Genomic DNA, 16248 nt, shown 5'->3' on the forward strand with positions numbered 1-16248 from the left:
TGATTGGGGTGGATCGACAGGGCGGCGCGGCCGCGTGGTGCCGATGTGTCGGGTGTCTCGATCTTGGATCGGCGCCGGCTCCGAAGGTGCGAGGTTCGAATCCGGGCTTGTCCGAGCGCTGATGGACGCGGGCCTTGCCGGGCCTCCTGGGTCACGCCTGCCAACGCGCATCCGAGGAATCGGAAGGTCCTATCGGTGGCGGGTCGCGGCCATTCGGGTGAATGCCAAGCAGGTATTCGCTACTCTATGTCGACTCGAACCCGATGCCACCCTGGCCACCTGGGTAGAAAATACCATGACCAACGACGATCTTTTGTTGACCTTGTGCACCTGCCCCGATCGGGAAAGCGCGCAACGCCTGGCCACGACCCTGGTCGAGGCGCGTCTCGCCGCGTGCGTCAACATCTTGCCAGGTGCCCTGTCCGTCTTCAGCTGGGAGGGCCGGACCGAGCAGGTCGATGAGGTGCTGCTGATGATCAAGACCGGCTCGGCGCAGTTCGACGAGCTCCAACGGCGCGTGACCCAATTGCATCCTTACGAGGTGCCCGAGATCATCGCGATCCCGATCGCCGACGGTCTGCCCGCGTACCTCGATTGGCTTCGCGCCTGCACCCGGTCCAAGCCATGAAGCGCCTTGGTCTCGCCGTCCTGCTGTGGTCGGTCGTCGCGCTGGCCCTGGCTAGCGACGACTTCTTGCATCCCGATCAAGCCTTCCGTCTCGCCGGGCAGGCCGCCGGCGCGGATGCCGTCACGCTGAACTGGGATATCGCCGACGGCTACTATCTCTACCAGAGCAAGCTCGCCTTTCGCAGCGTCACCGACGGGATCGAGGTCGGCGAGGTCGATCTGCCGCCGGCCGAGGTCACCTGGGATGAGTTCTTCGGCGATGTCTCGATCTATCGCGACCGGCTCATCGTCGAGGTGCCCGTCCTACGTCGAGACGAGTCCGGCGATCGCGTCGCGTTGGAGGTCACCTATCAGGGTTGCGCCGAGGCGGGTCTCTGTTACCCACCGCAGCGCCAGACACTCGAGATCGCGCTGAGGCCGACGGGCGACGCTCGGGCCGAAGAGCAAGCGTCCCCCGAGGTGTCGAGCGCCCCACTTTCGTCGCTTCGTGATCGGGCGTCCGCGGCGCTCGCGCGCCTGACCGGGGCGCGCCTCGCCGACGAGTTGCTGCCCGTCGACGAAGCCTTTCGTTTCGCCGCAGCGGTCGTGGAACCGGATCTGCTGCGTGCGACCTGGGACATTGCCCCCGGGACCTCGCTTTACCAGGCAGGTTTGGCGCTCTCGCTCGAAGGACCGCCGGAGGTCGGGCTCGGGGCGATCGAATGGCCCCGCGCCGAGGTCGAAAAGGACACCGTTCTACCCGACGGTGGTATCGGTGATGCCTTCGTCTACCGGGATCGATTGGACTTGGAGATCCCCTTGTCGCGGGGCCATCCGGGCGCCGCCGAGATCACGCTGGTCGCGAAGTACCAGGGGTGCGCCGACCTCGGCATCTGTTATCCGCCGGTGACGACCCGTGTCGCGCTGACGCTGCCGGAAACCGAACTGACCAGCGCGACGACCTCGGTTGCGACCGGCACGGTAGCGATGCCGTCGGCGACGTCGGCCGACCCTGAGCCGGTTTCCGAGGTCGACCGGCTCGCGGCCGTGCTGGCCGGTGGCAACCTGTGGGCCATCGTAGCCCTGTTCTTCGGTTTGGGCCTCCTGTTGTCGTTGACCCCATGCGTGTTTCCGATGATCCCGATTCTGTCCGGCATCATCGCCGGCCAGGGGCCGGGCATCACGACGCGCCGTGCCTTCGTGCTCTCGGTCGTCTACGTGTTGGCGATGGCGCTGACCTACACGGTCGCCGGCGTCCTGGCTGGGCTCTTCGGTGCCAATCTGCAAGCTGCGTTCCAAAACGTCTGGGTTCTGGCGACCTTCGCGGCGATCTTCGTCGCACTGGCGCTGTCGATGTTCGGCTTCTACGAGCTCCAATTGCCGACGCGCGTGCAGACGCGGCTGACTGAGCTGAGCCACCGCCAACGCGGCGGGACTCTGACGGGCGTCGCGGTCATGGGGCTCCTTTCGGCGCTGATCATCGGACCTTGTGTCGCGCCCCCGCTGGCCGGTGCCCTGATCTTCATCGGCCAGACCGGGGATGCGGTGCTGGGCGGCCTCGCGCTGTTTGCGCTCAGTCTCGGCATGGGTGCGCCCCTGGTGGCCGTCGGCACCTCGGCCGGTCGGATCCTACCGCGCGCCGGGGCCTGGATGGAGTCGATCAAGGCCGTCTTCGGTGTGCTCCTGCTGGCCGTCGCGGTTTGGCTGTTGGAACGTGTTCTGTCACCATCGGTCGCCATGGCCTTGTGGGGGACGCTGCTGATTTGCTCTGCCGTTTACATGGGGGCGCTACACGCCTTGCCCGCTGAGAGCAGCGGTTGGGCCCGCCTTTGGAAAGGCCTGGGTTTGGTGTTGCTGGTTTACGGTGTCCTGATGCTGGTGGGGGCGGCGGCTGGCGGGCGAGATACGCTACAACCTCTGCGTGGGTTGATCTCGTCGACGACCGGGATCCCGACCCAGGCCCAGTTCCGGGCGATCAAGACGGTCGAGGACCTCGACCAGGCCCTGGCGGACGCGCGGGTGGCCGGGCGTCCGGTCATGCTCGACTTTTACGCGGACTGGTGTGTCGAATGCCGGCGCATGGAACGCACGACCTTTTCGGATCCCGAGGTGATCGCGGAGTTGGCTCGCTTCGTTTTGTTGAAGGCCGATATCACGGCCAACGACGCCGAGGATCAGGCCCTACTCCAAGGGCGCTTCGGGCTGCCTGGCCCGCCGGCGATCATCTTTTGGGGGGCGGATGGTGCCGAGCGGCGTGGTTACCGCATCGTCGGCTACCTGGCACCGGGCCCGTTCGCGGACCACTTGCGCAAGGCCGCCTCGTGAACGGCCTCAAGATCGTCATGGTGACCCTGTTGGCCGGGGGGTTGAGCATCGGAATCGCGTTGCTCGGGGAACGATGGCTCGGCGACGCCGCGCCGTCGTCGCCAGGACAGTCCCTCGCGCGTGCGCCCCTGACGCGTCTCCCGCCTTTTCAGTTGCCGGACGTCGCCGGCCAGGTTCACTCGAACCGCGATTGGGCCGGACGCGTGCTGATCCTCCACTATTGGGCGACCTGGTGTCCCGATTCGGTTCGGCAGATGGACCTGCTCGGGGACTTGGCGCGGGAACGAGCGGATGCGGGTTGGCAGCTCGTTGGCGTCGCGATCGATCGGCCGGCCGATGTCGAGCGCTTTCTGGCCGAGCGGCCCGTCGACCATCTGGTCCTGGTTGGCGATGAAGCTGCGATGGATCTGGCGGTGCGCTTCGGGAATCGGATCCAGGCCCTGCCCTTCACGATGGTGTTCGATGCCACCGGTCGCCAGGTCTTCCGTCAGGTCGGGGAGCTCGACCCTGCCGTGCTGAGGCCGATCCTGACGGCCCTGGTGGGTGAGCACAAAAGGACAAAAGGCGACAACTAGACGGTAAAGTCTTTGCAACTGGACAGGATCTTTCGGAATCTGGACAATTCCACCTTGCTGGCCACGGTTTCCCCCGTCGGGCATGATCCGGGCCGTGTCCGACCACCCCTACCGATACGTGCTGAAATCGATGGCTACAATCCTGGTGCTGAACGGTCCGAACCTGAATTTGCTGGGGACTCGTGAGCCGGGACACTATGGCCGGATCGGATTGGCCGAGATCCAACAGCGCTTGGAACAGACTGCCAGGGCGGCGGGTCATGCGCTGCACTTCCGTCAGAGCAATGCGGAGTCGGAGCTGATCGACGCGATCCACGCCGCATCAGCGGAGGGTGTCGCCTTCATCCTGTTCAATCCGGCGGCCTTCACTCATACCAGCGTGGCCCTGCGCGATGCCCTGCTGGCGGTCGGCATCCCTTTCATCGAGGTGCATCTATCGAATGTGCATGCCCGCGAGCCTTTTCGCGCCCACTCCTATTTTTCCGACATCGCCACGGGGGTCATCACCGGGCTCGGGGCTCAGGGCTACGACCTGGCCCTGCTCGCTGCGATCGCGCGACTCGAGTGGGATAACAAGCAAGAGAACCAATAACCTCATGGATATTCGCAAGGTCAAAAAACTCATCGAGCTGATCGAACAGTCGGACGTCGCCGAGATCGAGATCCACGAAGGCGAGGAGTCGGTGCGCATCAGTCGCCACGGCACGAACCCGATGCCCTACTTCGTTCCCCAGATGATGGGTGCCCCCGCCGCGCCCGCACCGACGACGACGGCCAGCGCCGCCGCGATGCCGAGCGGCGAGACGGAGCCCGAGCCCGAGCGAGAACCCGAGGGCAACCTGGTGCGTTCGCCCATGGTCGGTACCTTCTACCGGTCCCCGTCACCGGGCAGTCCGCCCTTCGTCGAGGTCGGCGATCGGGTCAAGGTCGGAGACACTTTGTGTATCATCGAGGCGATGAAGATCCTCAATCAGATCGAGTCCGACAAGGCCGGCCTCGTCAAGCGGATCCTGGTCGACAATGGCCAACCGGTCGAATACAACCAGATGCTCTTCGTCATCGCCTAGCGGGGCGGTCACTGGTCCTCGATCTGCCAGCATCCGTTCCACCTTGGCCTTGCGCGGGATCCTACGTCAATGATAGAAAAGGTTTTAATTGCGAATCGAGGGGAGATCGCGCTGCGGATCCTGCGCGCTTGTCGGGAGCTCGGCATCAAGACGGTCGCCGTTCACTCCGATGCCGACCGCGACCTGAAACACGTGTTGCTTGCCGATGAGTCCGTCTGCATCGGTCCCGCCCCGTCTCGCGACAGCTATTTGCAGATCCCGGCGATCATCAGCGCCGCCGAGGTCACGGACACGGTGGCCATCCATCCTGGTTATGGTTTCCTGTCCGAGAACGCCGATTTTGCCGAACGCGTCGAGCATAGCGGCTTCGTGTTCATCGGGCCGCGGCCCGATACGATCCGGTTGATGGGTGACAAGGTCTCGGCGATCGCGGCCATGCGCGCCGCGGGTGTTCCCTGTGTGCCGGGGTCCGATGGTCCGCTCGATGACGACAAGGCGCGCACGGTGCGCATCGCGCGCGAGATCGGTTACCCGGTCATCATCAAGGCCGCCGGCGGCGGCGGCGGGCGTGGCATGCGCGTTGTCCACTCCGAGGCGACCCTGCTCAACGCGATCGCGCTGACCAAGGCCGAGGCGGCGGCGGCCTTCGGCAATGACGCCGTCTACATGGAGAAGTACCTCGAGAATCCCCGCCATGTGGAGTTCCAGGTCCTCGCCGATCAGCACGGCAATGCGATCCACTTGGGCGAGCGGGATTGCTCGATGCAACGTCGCCATCAGAAGGTCGTCGAAGAGGCACCGGCGCCTGGTATCTCCGACGAACAACGCCGGAGAATCGGTGAGCGTTGCGCCGACGCGTGTCGCGAGATCGGCTATCGCGGTGCTGGTACCTTCGAGTTTCTCTACGAGAACGGCGAGTTCTACTTCATCGAGATGAATACCCGGATCCAGGTCGAGCATCCGGTCACCGAGATGATCACCGGCGTCGATATCGTTCGCGAACAGATTCGCATCGCGGCCGGCGAGCCCTTGCATTATCGTCAGGAAGACATCGTCATCAATGGCCATGCGATCGAGTGCCGGATCAATGCCGAGGATCCCGAGACCTTCCGCCCGTGTCCAGGCCGGATCACCGAATTCCATCCGCCCGGTGGTCCCGGTATCCGCTTGGAGACGCACATCTACGCAGGCTATGTCGTGCCGCCCTATTACGATTCGATGATCGGCAAGCTAATTGCCCATGGCGAGGACCGTAACTCGGCCCTGGCCCGGATGTGCAATGCGCTGCGCGAGACCATCATCGAGGGCATCGCGACCAACATCCCACTCCACCGCCAGATCATGAAGGATGCGAATTTCCAGATCGGCGGCGCGAACATCCACTATCTCGAGAAGAAGCTCAAGATGTGAGGCCCCGTCGGCCCCTCATGAACCCGTCCCGGGCGCAAGCGGAGTGATCGATCGAGATGTCCTGGCTTCAAGTCACCGTAGCGGTGCGCCGCGACCAGACGGCCGTCGCCGAGGCCCTGATGGACGACGCCGGCGCCCTGGCCGTGACCCTGGTCGATGGGGCCGACGAGCCGCAATGGGAGCCGGCGCCCGGGACCATGCCCTTGTGGCAGCGGGTCGAGGTCACGGCGCTGTTCGCCGATGACCCGTCCGGCCAGGCCCAAGCGGCGGGACTGGTCGCCGCGGTGCGCGAGCAGCTCGATCTGCTGGCCGTCGTCACGCGCCTGGCCGATCAGGTCTGGGAGCGAGTCTGGCTCGATCGCTTCCGTCCGACGCGATTCGGCCGTCGGCTGTGGGTGTGCCCGCATGGCCAGCGGCCGGATGACGACGCTGGGGCCGTGATCGTCGCGTTGGATCCGGGGCTTGCCTTCGGCACCGGCCAGCATCCGACGACGGCGCTATGTCTGGCCTGGCTCGATGGTCTCGATCTCGCTGGCCAGACGCTGATCGATTACGGTTGCGGTTCCGGTATCCTCGGGATCGCCGCGCTCCGACTCGGCGCGGCGCGCGTGATCGCGATCGACCACGACCCGCAGGCACTCGAGGCGACCCAGGCCAACGCGCGGGCGAATGGGGTCGCCGAGCGCATCGCGACCTGTCTGCCCCATGCGCGGCCGACGCTCTGCGTCGATCGGTTGGTCGCCAACATCCTCGCCGGCCCCTTGATCGAACTGACCGCCACCTTTTCGTCGCTTGTCCGTCCAGGCGGTTCTCTGGCCCTGTCGGGCCTGTTGCGCGACCAGGCCGAACGGGTCGCGGCCGCCTATGCAGGCGCCTTCGCCATGGCCTCGCCGGTCGTGTGCGAGGATTGGGCGCTGTTGACCGGCCAACGCCTCTCGGACGGATCCTGCATTCGGCGTCACGAAGGCGGATGCGCCGTGGCGACCGCCCCGTCAGCCGAAGACCTCGCGGGCCTCGAAGATCGGGCCGTCGACGCAGACCCGTTTCATCGCCGGGCCCGTCTCGGTCTCGACCCGGACCACGCAGCCGGCACAGCCGCCGACACCACAGGCCATGTATTCCTCGAGCGAGACCTGGGCCGGGCGCTCCCACTCGCGCGCGAGGCGGGCGACGGCAGCGAGCATCGGGTGCGGGCCGCAAGCGAAGATCTCGACTTGGTCGCGTTCCGCCGGGTCGAGCGAGGCGAGCCAGTGATGGGCCAGTTCGGTGACATACCCGTCGAAGCAGCCGGCGTAGCCTTGCCGGCTCGCGAGCCGGTTTGGCAGACCCCAGTCCTCGAGCAGCGGCATCGTTGCGATGACGCCGGCTGGCAGGCCGGGCACCAGATGCTGCGCCGGCCGTGGCCGGAACGGGAAGGGGACCTCGGAGCCGAGGATCGCGAACGGCCGATACGCATGCTCGTGGCGCAAGCGCTCGGCGACGAAGATCAGCGGCGGGATCCCGACGCCGCCGCCGATCAGCAATGGTCGCGGATACTCGGGGCGCCAGGCGAACGGCCGGCCGATCGGGCCGAGGAGGCTCAGGGTGTCACCGGGTCGGCGGCCGGCCAACAGGCGCGTGCCCTCGCCGACGATCTTGTAGAGGAATTCGACCCAACCGGCAGTCGCATCGACGCGCATCAGCGACAGCGGCCGACGCATCGGTAGGCGCGGGTCGCAGCGCAGGTGCGCGAACTGGCCGGGCTGGGCATGACGGGCACAGTCCGGGGCCGCCAGCCGCAACAGGTATTGGTCCCCTGGGTGGGCTTCCTGAACGAGAACGGTGGCCTCCTCGAGGAAGATGGTGTCGCGATGCGGGCGTTCGATCATGGGTTGTCCAATGGCCGGGAATAGACGACGCGGCCGGCGAGCAGCGTCCAAGTGACCTGGCCCTTGAGCACTTGTCCGGCGAACGGCGTGTTGCGGCCGCGGCTGACTAGGCGGGTCGGGTCCAAAGTCCAGCAGGCCTCTGGGTCGAAGACGCAGATATCGGCACTGTGTCCTTCGTCGAGGCGCCCGAGCAGCGGTTTGCCGAGGATCTGTGCCGGACCCTCGGTCAGGCGCGCGATCACGACCGGCAGCGCCGCGACATCCTCGTCGACGAGACGCAAGGCCAGCGGCAACAGGGTCTCGAGCGCCGAGATGCCAGGTGCGGTGGCCGGGAAGGGCGCCAGTTTCGCGTCGGCCTCATGGGGCTGGTGGTCCGAGCAGATGGCGCCGATCACGCCATTGGCCACGGCTGCGCGCAGCGCCGCACGATCGCGCGCGGTGCGCAGCGGCGGGATCAGATGGCAATTGCTGTCGAAGCGGCCGACATCGTCCTCGGTCAGCACCAGTTGCGCGGCGCTGACGTCGGCGGTGGCGGCGATGCCGCGCTCCTGCGCCTCGCGCAGCATCTCGGTCGCGCGGGCCGTCGACAGGCCGCGGAAATGCACGCGTGCGCCGGTCTGTTCGGCGAGCGCCAAGTCGCGCGCGACGGCAACCGTCTCGGCCGCCTCGGGGATGCCGGGCAGGCCGAGCCGGGTACTGATCCGGCCCTCGTGAACACAGCCTCCGGCCCGCAGATAGGGATCCTCCGGATGCAGGAAGACGGTGAGATCGAAGGTGGCCGCGTATTCGAGTGCGCGGCGCAGGACCAGCGTGTTGACGACCGGTCGATCGGCGTGACTCATGACCGGGCAGCCGGCGCGTTTCAGCGCGGCCATCTCGCTGATCTGGGTGCCGGCGAGGCCCTGCGTCAGGGCGGCGGCCGGCAGCACGCGGGCGAGCCCGTGACGCTGCGCCGTCTGGCGAATCAGTTGCGCGACGGCCGGTGTATCGATCAAGGGTTGCGTGTCGGGCGGGCAGCACAGGGCTGTGACGCCCGAGGCGGCCGCGGCGCGGGTCTCGCTGGCGATCGTCGCGGTCTGCTCCGAGCCGGGTTCGCGAAGCCGCGCGCACAGGTCGACGAATCCGGGACAGACCACCTGGCCACGTGCCTCGAGGACCTGGTCCGGGGTGAAGCCGGGCGGGGCTGCGCCGACGGCTAGGATACGGCCGTCGGCGATATGCAGATCGAGGAGGCCATCGATGCCGTTCGCCGGGTCGATCAGCCGGCCATGGCGGATGCTGAGCGAGTCACCGTCAGCCATCCTCGTCTCCTTGTGCGCGTTGGCTCTGGGTTCCGAGGCACAGCGACATGACGGCCATCCGCACCGCGATGCCGTTACTGACCTGCTCTAGGATCACCGAGCGCGGCCCATCGGCGACCTGCGAATCCATCTCCACGCCGCGGTTGATTGGCCCCGGATGCAGGACGATCGCGTCCGGCTTGGCGGTCTCGAGCAGTCGCTCGGTCAGGCCGTAGAGCTGAAAGTACTCGCGTTCGCTCGGCAGCAGCGCGCCGTCCATCCGTTCCCGCTGGAGCCTCAGCATGATCACGACATCGGCATCCCGTACGCCCTCGCGCAGGCTGTGGAAGACGCGCACACCGAGCTCCTCGACGCGAGTCGGAATCAGCGTGCGCGGGCCTATCACCCGGACCTCGCCGGCGCCGAGGGCGGTCAGCGCGAGGATCTGCGACCGGGCGACGCGCGAGTGCAGGATGTCGCCGACGATCGCGACCGTCAGTGCGCCGAAGTCGCCCTTGTGCCGGCGAATCGTGAACATGTCCAGCATCCCCTGGGTCGGGTGCGAATGTCGCCCGTCGCCGGCGTTGACGACGCTGACGTGCGGTGCCGCGTGTTCGGCGAAGAAATGCGCGGCCCCGCTGTCGCCGTGGCGCACGACGAACATGTCCACATGCATCGCTTCGAGGTTGCGCAAGGTGTCGAGCAGCGTCTCGCCCTTCGCGGTCGACGAGGTGCTGATGTTGAGGTTCAGCACGTCCGCGGACAGGCGCTTCGCCGCCAGCTCGAAGGTCGTGCGGGTCCGGGTGCTGTTCTCGAAGAAGAGGTTGGCGATGATCTTGCCACGGCACAGCGGCACCTTCTTCACCGCCTGCCGGGCGACTCCGGCGAAGCCCTCGGCGCGGTCGAGGATCTCGGTCAGGATCTCGCCACCGAGGCCGTCGATCGTCAGAAAGTGCTTCAGTCGGCCCTGGGCATCGCGTTGCAGGTCGGGCCTAGTCATGGGGGGGGCTGCCATCGGAGGAGGGTGCCTCGGGCTTCCGGCCACGCCGCTCGGGGTCCTGGCTGATGACCAGTTCCAACGCGCCGGGTCCGACCAGCTTGATTTGCTCGCCGGGTTGCAGGCGCGCGTGCAGACCGACCAGATCCGGCGCGATCGGCAGCTCGCGTCCGTCGCGCTCGACCAGCGTTGCGAGCAGCACCGACGCCGGCCGGCCATAGTCGAATAGGACATTCAACGCGGCGCGGATCGTGCGCCCGGTCTGCAACACATCGTCGACCAGCACCAAATGGCGGTCGTCGATCGGCACCGGCAGATGGGATGGCCGCACCTGCGGGTGCAGCCCGATGCGGGTGAAGTCGTCGCGATAGAAGGAGATGTCGAGGTGGCCCAAGGGCTCGTCGAGGCCGAGCAATGCGTGGAGCCGCTCAGCGATCCAGACGCCGCCGGTGTGGATGCCGATCATCAGCGGCCGCGTCACGTCCCGGTCACGCAGGCGCTCGGCCAGCTCGCCGGCCAGCCGGCGAATCAGGGCCTCCACCTCGGCCGCATCCCGCCAGCTGTCATTGTTGGTCACAGAGCCAGGTCTCCAGAATCAGTTTCGCGGCCATCGCGTCGACGGTCTCCGATGCTTTGGCCATGCCGCCGAGTTGACGCCGCGCCTCGAGCGAGGTCAGGCGTTCATCGACCAGGTGCACGGCCAGGCCGAAGCGGCCTTGCAACTGCCGGGCGAAGCGGCGAGCCGCGTCGGCCCAGACGGCCTCGGTGTCGTCCATGTTGAACGGCAGACCGACGACAAGCGCCGTCGGTCGCCAGGCACCGATCAGGTCCGCGATCGCGTCCCAGTCCGGTCGTTGTTCGCGGCTGCGGAGCGTCGTCAACGGCGACGCGGAGCCGGTGATCGTCTGACCCACGGCGACGCCGATCTTGCGTGGGCCATAATCGAAGCCGAGCAGGGTCGCCATTCAGGCGTGGCCGGCGTCACCGCTCAGCAGGTTCAGATCGACGCCCAGAAGCCCGGCAGCCGCCTGCCAGCGTGCCTCGATCGGCGTCGAGAAGATCACCGCCTGATCGGCCGGTCCACTGAGCCAGGCATTGGCGCTCATCTCCTCTTCGAGCTGTCCACTGCCCCAGCCCGCGTAACCGAGCGCGACCAGGTGTTGGTCCGGGCCGCGGCCCTCGGCGATCGCCTCGAGGATATCGCGCGAGGTCGTGATGCTGATGTCGGGCGTGATACTCAGCGTCGAATCGAAGCGTTCACCGGCCGCATGCAGCACGAACCCCCGGTCGGTCTGCACCGGCCCGCCGAGGAAGACCAGGCTGTCGTTGACGGCCAGATTCGCGCTGACGATGTCGAGCTGCGACAAGACCAGGCCGAGACGAATGTCCATCGGCCGATTGATGACGATCCCCATCGCCCCCTGTTCCGTGTGCTCGCAGACATAGGTGACCGTGCGCGCGAAGTTCGGGTCCTTCAGGCCCGGCATCGCGATGAGGAAATGATTCCTGAGAGAGGTCGCAAAGCCCATGGCGATAGTATCCGACCCGCGCGGGGCCTAAGCAAGTGATACGTTGGCTGTGTATGATGCTCGGCTCGGCGTGTTCGCCGGACCGGGCTCGAACCGGTTCATTGCCCCCAGCCCAGCCGGTGACCGTGCAAGAACTGCCAGGTCCGGGTGATGTCGAGGACGTCGGTTTCCGCCCGGATCGCGGGCGGGAACGGGGCGAACGGTGCCGCCAGCTCGACGATGCGGACCGCCGCCTCGTCGAGCTCGGCGAAGCCGGAGGACCGCAAGACGCGAATGGTCTCGACCTGGCCGTCGGCCCGCACCGCGACATGGAGGATCAGGTTACCATAGAGCTGGCGTTGTTTGGCGACCTCCGGGTAGTTCAGATTGCCGATCTGCTCGACCTTCCGTCGCCAGTCATCGAGGTAGCTAGCGTACTTGTATTCGGTCGTGCTGGCGCTGATCGCCTTGCGTCGCGGCCGGTTCGCGTAGGCGTTCGAACGTTCCCGCGCCCGCTCCGTCAGGCGCGCGATCTCGGCGCCACGGCTGTCGAAGATCCGCGCGACGTCGATCGGAGCCGGACGGGTCTCGATCGGTGGTTCCAGTATCGGCGGGTCTTCGAACAGCGGTTCCGGTGGCGCCTCGAATTCGACCTCGACCGAGGTATCGATCGCGCCCTCGGGGTCCGACACGGGCACCTCCGCATCGGCTGCCGCGTCACCGCCGGCGCCCAGGTGATCGATCTGGGCCAAGGCCGACGCCGACGGTGGCTCTGGACTGGGCTCGGCCGCACGCACCAGCAGAATCTCGAGCGTCTCGCGACCCCCTTCGGACGGCCGCACGTCGGGCGGCTGGATCGCTATGCCCAGGATCAGCCCCAGGTGCAGGGCCGTGGCGAGGGCCAAGGCCCAGCCGAACGGACCGGCGCCGCGGGTCATGGCTGAGATCATCGTGTCCCCGAGCCTTGTTCCTTTCCGACGGCGGTGAGCGGGGGGCTGACCAGGATCGGCTGGCGACCATCGAGTGGTTCCAGGCGTGCTGCCATCGCTGGTGTCATTTGCACGCGGCCGGCGCCGTCGAACACAACGACCTGGTCGACGCCCATCGCTGCGGCCACCGACCACCAGCCTTCGGGGCCAGCGATGAAAAGGGCGTGGGCGGCGGCGTCGGCTGTTGCCGCCTCCGAGTGGATCACGGTGACCGCGCGGACGCCATGTGCCGGGCTGCCGGTGCGTGGATCGAGGATGTGATGATAGACGCGTCCGCCATGCAGATAGGTCCGTTGATGATCTCCGGCGGTGAAAAGGCTCTCGTCGCCTCGGAGCTCGACGATGCCGAATACCCCACCTCCGCCGGCCCGCCGGATGGCAATTCGCCAGGGGCGGCCCGTGCGATCCCCGATCGCACGCACGCCATCGCCGATCCGCAGCTGCGCATGACGGATACCGGCCTCGCGCAGGCTTTCGATCGCCAGGTCGATCGCGTGGCCCCTGGCGATCCCGCCGAAATCCAATTGGGTGGTGGGATTCGTGCCGACCATCTCGAGACCCTCGATGCGCACATCGGCCATCGTCGGGGCGTGCTCGAGGTACTGCCGAATCGTCGCCGGGTCGGGCGGCGGACCGCGCGGGGGGTCCCGGTCGAAGCCCCAGATGTCCGTCAAGAATCCGGCGGCTGGATTGAACAGGTGCCCGCTTTGCTCGGCCAATCGCTGACTCTTCGCGACCAGAGGCCGGATCGCGGGTGGGGCGATGAAGGGCTCGCCGCTCGGAAGCAATTGGTTGACTCGCGCGAGCGACCCCCCTCCGGGTGTCCAGGAGACCCGGTCTAGCACATCGAGCTCACGCCGGATCCGCTGACTGACCTCTTCGGCGAGGTGCCGATCAATGCCGACGATGGTCAGGTCGGCGGCCGCACCGAAGGTCTCGAAGCGCGTCGTATGAGCCGGGGCATCGCCGCGGCACGCGGTCAGGACCGTGGCCAGACAGGCCATGAGCAGGAGCAGCGGGATCAGTGGCCGCGGAGGTCGCGTGTGCGTGAGGGCGGCCTCGGTGCACGGGTCGGTGGTCACCGCCGATACCCTTCGATCGCCGCGAACAGATCACCGGCGATATCGAGACCGAACAGGGCATCGAGTTCGCGGATACAGGTCGGGCTGGTGATGTTGATCTCGGTCAGATGGTCGCCGATGATGTCGAGGCCCGCGAACAGGATCCCGCGGCGGCGCAGCTCGGGGCCGACCTGAGCGGCGATCCAGCGGTCGCGTTCGGTCAGCGGCCGCCCCTCGGCGCGCCCGCCGGCGGCCAGGTTGCCGCGGGTTTCGCCCGGGCGCGGGATCCGGGCCAACGCATAGGGGACCGGCTCGCCATCGACCAGCAGCACGCGTTTGTCCCCGTCGCGAATCGCTGGAAGATAGCGTTGGGCCAGGCAGAAGCGGGTCCCGTGCCGGGTCAGCGTTTCGCCGATCACATTGCGGTTCGGATCGTCCGGGCGCACACGGAAGATCGAGGCCCCGCCCATGCCGGCCAGCGGTTTCACGATGATATCGAGCTGTTCGTCGAGAAAGGCGTCGAGGTCGCTCGCGCGGCGCGTGATCAAGGTCGGCGGCGCGCAATGCGGGAAATGGGTCGTGAAGACCTTCTCGTTGGCATCGCGCAACGCCCGAGGATCGTTGATGACGAGCGAGCCTTCGCGCTGGGCCAGTTCCAACAGATAGGTGGTGTAGATGTACTCCATATCGAATGGCGGGTCCTTGCGCATCAGCAACACCGGCAGCGCCGCCAGTGGACCGGTCGTCTCGTCGAGGACCTGGAACCAGTCGTTGGAGTCGTCGCGGAGCTCGATCCGTCGCCGTCGGGCCATCGCGGCCCCATCGCGATAGAAGAGATCGCCGACCTCCATGTACCAGACGGCCCAGCCGCGTCGCTGGGCGGCCAGCATCATGGCGAAGGTGCTGTCCTTCTTGATGTTGATGGACCCGATGGGGTCCATGACGACGCCGACGGCCTGGTTCATGGCCGCGATCTTACCCCAGTCGCCTATTCGGTGACAGCGTGAGCCGATCCTGGCGATCGTTGCCTGACCGCAGCGCAGCCGGGGCCGCTAGGGATTGCCGCCGACGCACGCGGAGTGACAGGCATCGACGCGGTGCCTTCCGGACCCGATCGGCGTTCAGTCGAGGTCGAAGGCGCGCGGACGGGACGGGATCAGACGTGGTGCGTGGCGCAGGCCGACCGCGATCATCGCGGTGAAGGTCAGGAAGCCGCCGAGCATCCAGGGTTCCGGGACCGCCAACCAGTGACCGGCCAGGCCGGCCGCCGCTGCCGCGAGCGCGAGCCCGACCATGGCCGCCAGTGTCTGGCGCCGGGACAGGCCGGCATCCTGTAACACATGATGGCAATGGGCTCGGTCGGCCGAGAAGGGCGAGCGGCCTTGCGCAGCGCGTTTGATGATCACTTGGAAGGTATCGATCAGGGGTAGCGCAAACAGCCATAAGGCCGTGGTCGGTGCCATCAGTCGGTCTGATCCTTGGGTGAAGGCCACCAGGAACCAGACCAGCACGAAACCCAGGAACATGCTGCCGGCATCGCCCATGAAGACCAGGGCCGGGCCGCGTCGGCGCAGGTTGAAGACCAGAAAGCCCAGGGTCACGCCAGCGAGGACCGTCAGGATGCCGAGTTCCGTCGTGGCCGCCCCGTGCCATGCCACCAGCATCAGCGCGCCGATCGTGACCAGGACCAGCGACGCGGCCAGGCCGTCGAGGCCGTCGATCATGTTGGTCGCATTGATGACGCCGACCGTGGCGAAGACCGTCACGGGGATGGCGAGAAGCCCCAACACCCAGAGCTGGTTGCTCAACAGGTACCCGAGATCGGCCAACAGGACTCCACCCCACAAGGCCATCAGCAGGCCCGCACCGATCTGGGCCACGAAGCGCGACCGGGCCGATAGATCCCGATGGTCGTCGAGCACCCCGACCACGACGAGGACGATGGCCCCGGCAAACAGCGCCTTGAACGGACTCAAGGGCACTTCGAGGGTCAGTACCGCCAGCGCGAAGCCGATGAACATCGCCACGCCCCCGATCAACGGGGTGGGGTTGGCGTGGCATTTGCGTCCACCGGGGCGATCGACGAGGTCGACTCTTCGAGCGATCGGGATCAAGTGCGCGATCAGCAGGGCCGTGACGAAAAAACCGAACAACCCGCTGGCAACAAACTGCATCTGCCCCATTGTTTTTCGATCCTAATTGTCCCTTGTGGTCCCATCGCGGCAGGCAAAGACAGCCCATCGCCACGGAGGCGAACCTTCCGATCGGAAAACCGCTAGTGCGCGAACCTGTGACAGGGTACCGGGTCACGATTTTCAGACCGTGACAGAGGTCGCATTTTCCGGTTCGCGCCAGACCTGACCCGCGTTGGCCAGGCTGTCGACCTATCTTGCAAGTCCCTTGAAGGGCCTTCGGGGAAAAACCTGGAACAGAATAAGTGTTTTTGGCCCGCAGTAACACCGTTTTTTTCAATGTCAGCGGTGCTGGCCTGCCGCTCGGGCCATGACGACCGCTGCGCGTGGCCTGGCGCGGCCCGGGGAAAGGATGCCAGATCAAGGTAAT

Annotated in this window: 16 protein-coding genes and 1 pseudogene; 7 read left to right on the plus strand and 10 right to left on the minus strand. The window is 66.7% G+C overall.

The window, feature by feature from the left end:
• Positions 1 to 295: 295 nt before the first annotated feature.
• From cutA to prmA, 7 genes and pseudogenes are all read left to right on the plus strand, one after another.
• Positions 296 to 628, plus strand: coding sequence for a divalent-cation tolerance protein CutA (gene cutA, locus ABC977_RS03450; RefSeq protein WP_369665841.1), 333 nt, complete (start codon positions 296 to 298; stop codon positions 626 to 628).
• Entirely contained in the window at positions 625 to 2931 is a 2307-nt protein-coding gene (locus ABC977_RS03455; protein WP_369665842.1) for a protein-disulfide reductase DsbD, read from the plus strand. Before cutA ends, ABC977_RS03455 begins: the two co-directional genes overlap by 4 nt.
• Positions 2928 to 3506 (plus strand): TlpA family protein disulfide reductase, encoded by a 579-nt coding sequence (locus tag ABC977_RS03460; protein ID WP_369665843.1) that lies wholly within the window; start codon positions 2928 to 2930, stop codon positions 3504 to 3506. The genes ABC977_RS03455 and ABC977_RS03460 overlap by 4 nt, the downstream gene beginning before the upstream one ends.
• Before the next feature lie 130 nt (positions 3507 to 3636).
• On the plus strand, positions 3637 to 4098 hold the full coding sequence (aroQ, locus tag ABC977_RS03465) for a type II 3-dehydroquinate dehydratase (protein WP_369665844.1): 462 nt from the start codon (positions 3637 to 3639) through the stop codon (positions 4096 to 4098).
• A gap of 4 nt (positions 4099 to 4102) precedes the next feature.
• Positions 4103 to 4573, plus strand: a complete 471-nt coding sequence (gene accB / locus ABC977_RS03470) for an acetyl-CoA carboxylase biotin carboxyl carrier protein (RefSeq protein WP_369665845.1) — start codon at positions 4103 to 4105, stop codon at positions 4571 to 4573.
• A 69-nt stretch (positions 4574 to 4642) separates the two neighbouring features.
• Positions 4643 to 5983, plus strand: a complete 1341-nt coding sequence (accC, locus tag ABC977_RS03475) for an acetyl-CoA carboxylase biotin carboxylase subunit (protein ID WP_369665846.1) — start codon at positions 4643 to 4645, stop codon at positions 5981 to 5983.
• 56 nt (positions 5984 to 6039) lie between these two features.
• Positions 6040 to 6903: pseudogene (gene prmA, locus ABC977_RS03480) on the plus strand (50S ribosomal protein L11 methyltransferase); the annotation flags it as partial.
• Positions 6904 to 6975: 72 nt separating this feature from the next.
• On the opposite strand, the gene ABC977_RS03485 reads toward prmA, so the two are convergent.
• The 10 genes from ABC977_RS03485 to ABC977_RS03530 all read right to left on the minus strand — a co-directional run bounded on the left by ABC977_RS03485 (position 6976) and on the right by ABC977_RS03530 (position 15869).
• On the minus strand, positions 6976 to 7851 hold the full coding sequence (locus ABC977_RS03485) for a dihydroorotate dehydrogenase electron transfer subunit (RefSeq protein WP_369665992.1): 876 nt from the start codon (positions 7849 to 7851) through the stop codon (positions 6976 to 6978).
• Positions 7848 to 9152, minus strand: a complete 1305-nt coding sequence (locus tag ABC977_RS03490; protein WP_369665847.1) for a dihydroorotase — start codon at positions 9150 to 9152, stop codon at positions 7848 to 7850. The genes ABC977_RS03485 and ABC977_RS03490 overlap by 4 nt, the downstream gene beginning before the upstream one ends.
• Positions 9145 to 10146 (minus strand): aspartate carbamoyltransferase catalytic subunit, encoded by a 1002-nt coding sequence (locus ABC977_RS03495; RefSeq protein ID WP_439849150.1) that lies wholly within the window; start codon positions 10144 to 10146, stop codon positions 9145 to 9147. Before ABC977_RS03495 ends, ABC977_RS03490 begins: the two co-directional genes overlap by 8 nt.
• Positions 10124 to 10705 carry a bifunctional pyr operon transcriptional regulator/uracil phosphoribosyltransferase PyrR gene (gene pyrR, locus ABC977_RS03500; RefSeq protein ID WP_369665849.1) on the minus strand — a complete coding sequence of 194 codons (582 nt, stop codon included), beginning with the start codon at positions 10703 to 10705 and terminating at the stop codon, positions 10124 to 10126. Before pyrR ends, ABC977_RS03495 begins: the two co-directional genes overlap by 23 nt.
• Positions 10692 to 11093 carry a Holliday junction resolvase RuvX gene (ruvX, locus tag ABC977_RS03505; protein WP_369665850.1) on the minus strand — a complete coding sequence of 134 codons (402 nt, stop codon included), beginning with the start codon at positions 11091 to 11093 and terminating at the stop codon, positions 10692 to 10694. The genes pyrR and ruvX overlap by 14 nt, the downstream gene beginning before the upstream one ends.
• Entirely contained in the window at positions 11094 to 11657 is a 564-nt protein-coding gene (locus ABC977_RS03510; protein WP_369665851.1) for a YqgE/AlgH family protein, read from the minus strand.
• A 98-nt stretch (positions 11658 to 11755) separates the two neighbouring features.
• On the minus strand, positions 11756 to 12574 hold the full coding sequence (locus ABC977_RS03515; protein WP_369665852.1) for an energy transducer TonB: 819 nt from the start codon (positions 12572 to 12574) through the stop codon (positions 11756 to 11758).
• Positions 12575 to 12582: 8 nt separating this feature from the next.
• Complete coding sequence (locus ABC977_RS03520) at positions 12583 to 13707, minus strand: FAD:protein FMN transferase (RefSeq protein ID WP_369665853.1); 1125 nt, start codon at positions 13705 to 13707, stop codon at positions 12583 to 12585.
• On the minus strand, positions 13704 to 14651 hold the full coding sequence (gshB, locus tag ABC977_RS03525; protein ID WP_369665854.1) for a glutathione synthase: 948 nt from the start codon (positions 14649 to 14651) through the stop codon (positions 13704 to 13706). Before gshB ends, ABC977_RS03520 begins: the two co-directional genes overlap by 4 nt.
• A 156-nt stretch (positions 14652 to 14807) precedes the next feature.
• Complete coding sequence (locus ABC977_RS03530) at positions 14808 to 15869, minus strand: MraY family glycosyltransferase (RefSeq protein WP_369665855.1); 1062 nt, start codon at positions 15867 to 15869, stop codon at positions 14808 to 14810.
• Between the last annotated feature and the right edge of the window lie 379 nt (positions 15870 to 16248).

This window comes from Thioalkalicoccus limnaeus, from assembly GCF_041197575.1.
Lineage (GTDB): Bacteria > Pseudomonadota > Gammaproteobacteria > Chromatiales > Chromatiaceae > Thioalkalicoccus > Thioalkalicoccus limnaeus.

Bases quoted from the DNA above. Each gene is read 5' to 3' on its own strand.
- ABC977_RS03515 (WP_369665852.1), bottom strand. From the start codon at position 12,574: ATGACCCGCGGCGCCGGTCCGTTCGGCTGGGCCTTGGCCCTCGCCACG.
- ABC977_RS03455 (WP_369665842.1), top strand. From the start codon at position 625: ATGAAGCGCCTTGGTCTCGCCGTCCTGCTGTGGTCGGTCGTCGCGCTG.
- cutA (WP_369665841.1), top strand. From the start codon at position 296: ATGACCAACGACGATCTTTTGTTGACCTTGTGCACCTGCCCCGATCGG.
- ABC977_RS03510 (WP_369665851.1), bottom strand. From the start codon at position 11,657: ATGGGCTTTGCGACCTCTCTCAGGAATCATTTCCTCATCGCGATGCCG.
- gshB (WP_369665854.1), bottom strand. From the start codon at position 14,651: ATGAACCAGGCCGTCGGCGTCGTCATGGACCCCATCGGGTCCATCAAC.
- accC (WP_369665846.1), top strand. From the start codon at position 4,643: ATGATAGAAAAGGTTTTAATTGCGAATCGAGGGGAGATCGCGCTGCGG.
- ABC977_RS03495 (WP_439849150.1), bottom strand. From the start codon at position 10,146: ATGGCAGCCCCCCCCATGACTAGGCCCGACCTGCAACGCGATGCCCAG.
- ABC977_RS03530 (WP_369665855.1), bottom strand. From the start codon at position 15,869: ATGGGGCAGATGCAGTTTGTTGCCAGCGGGTTGTTCGGTTTTTTCGTC.
- accB (WP_369665845.1), top strand. From the start codon at position 4,103: ATGGATATTCGCAAGGTCAAAAAACTCATCGAGCTGATCGAACAGTCG.
- aroQ (WP_369665844.1), top strand. From the start codon at position 3,637: ATGGCTACAATCCTGGTGCTGAACGGTCCGAACCTGAATTTGCTGGGG.
- ruvX (WP_369665850.1), bottom strand. From the start codon at position 11,093: ATGGCGACCCTGCTCGGCTTCGATTATGGCCCACGCAAGATCGGCGTC.
- ABC977_RS03485 (WP_369665992.1), bottom strand. From the start codon at position 7,851: ATGATCGAACGCCCGCATCGCGACACCATCTTCCTCGAGGAGGCCACC.
- ABC977_RS03490 (WP_369665847.1), bottom strand. From the start codon at position 9,152: ATGGCTGACGGTGACTCGCTCAGCATCCGCCATGGCCGGCTGATCGAC.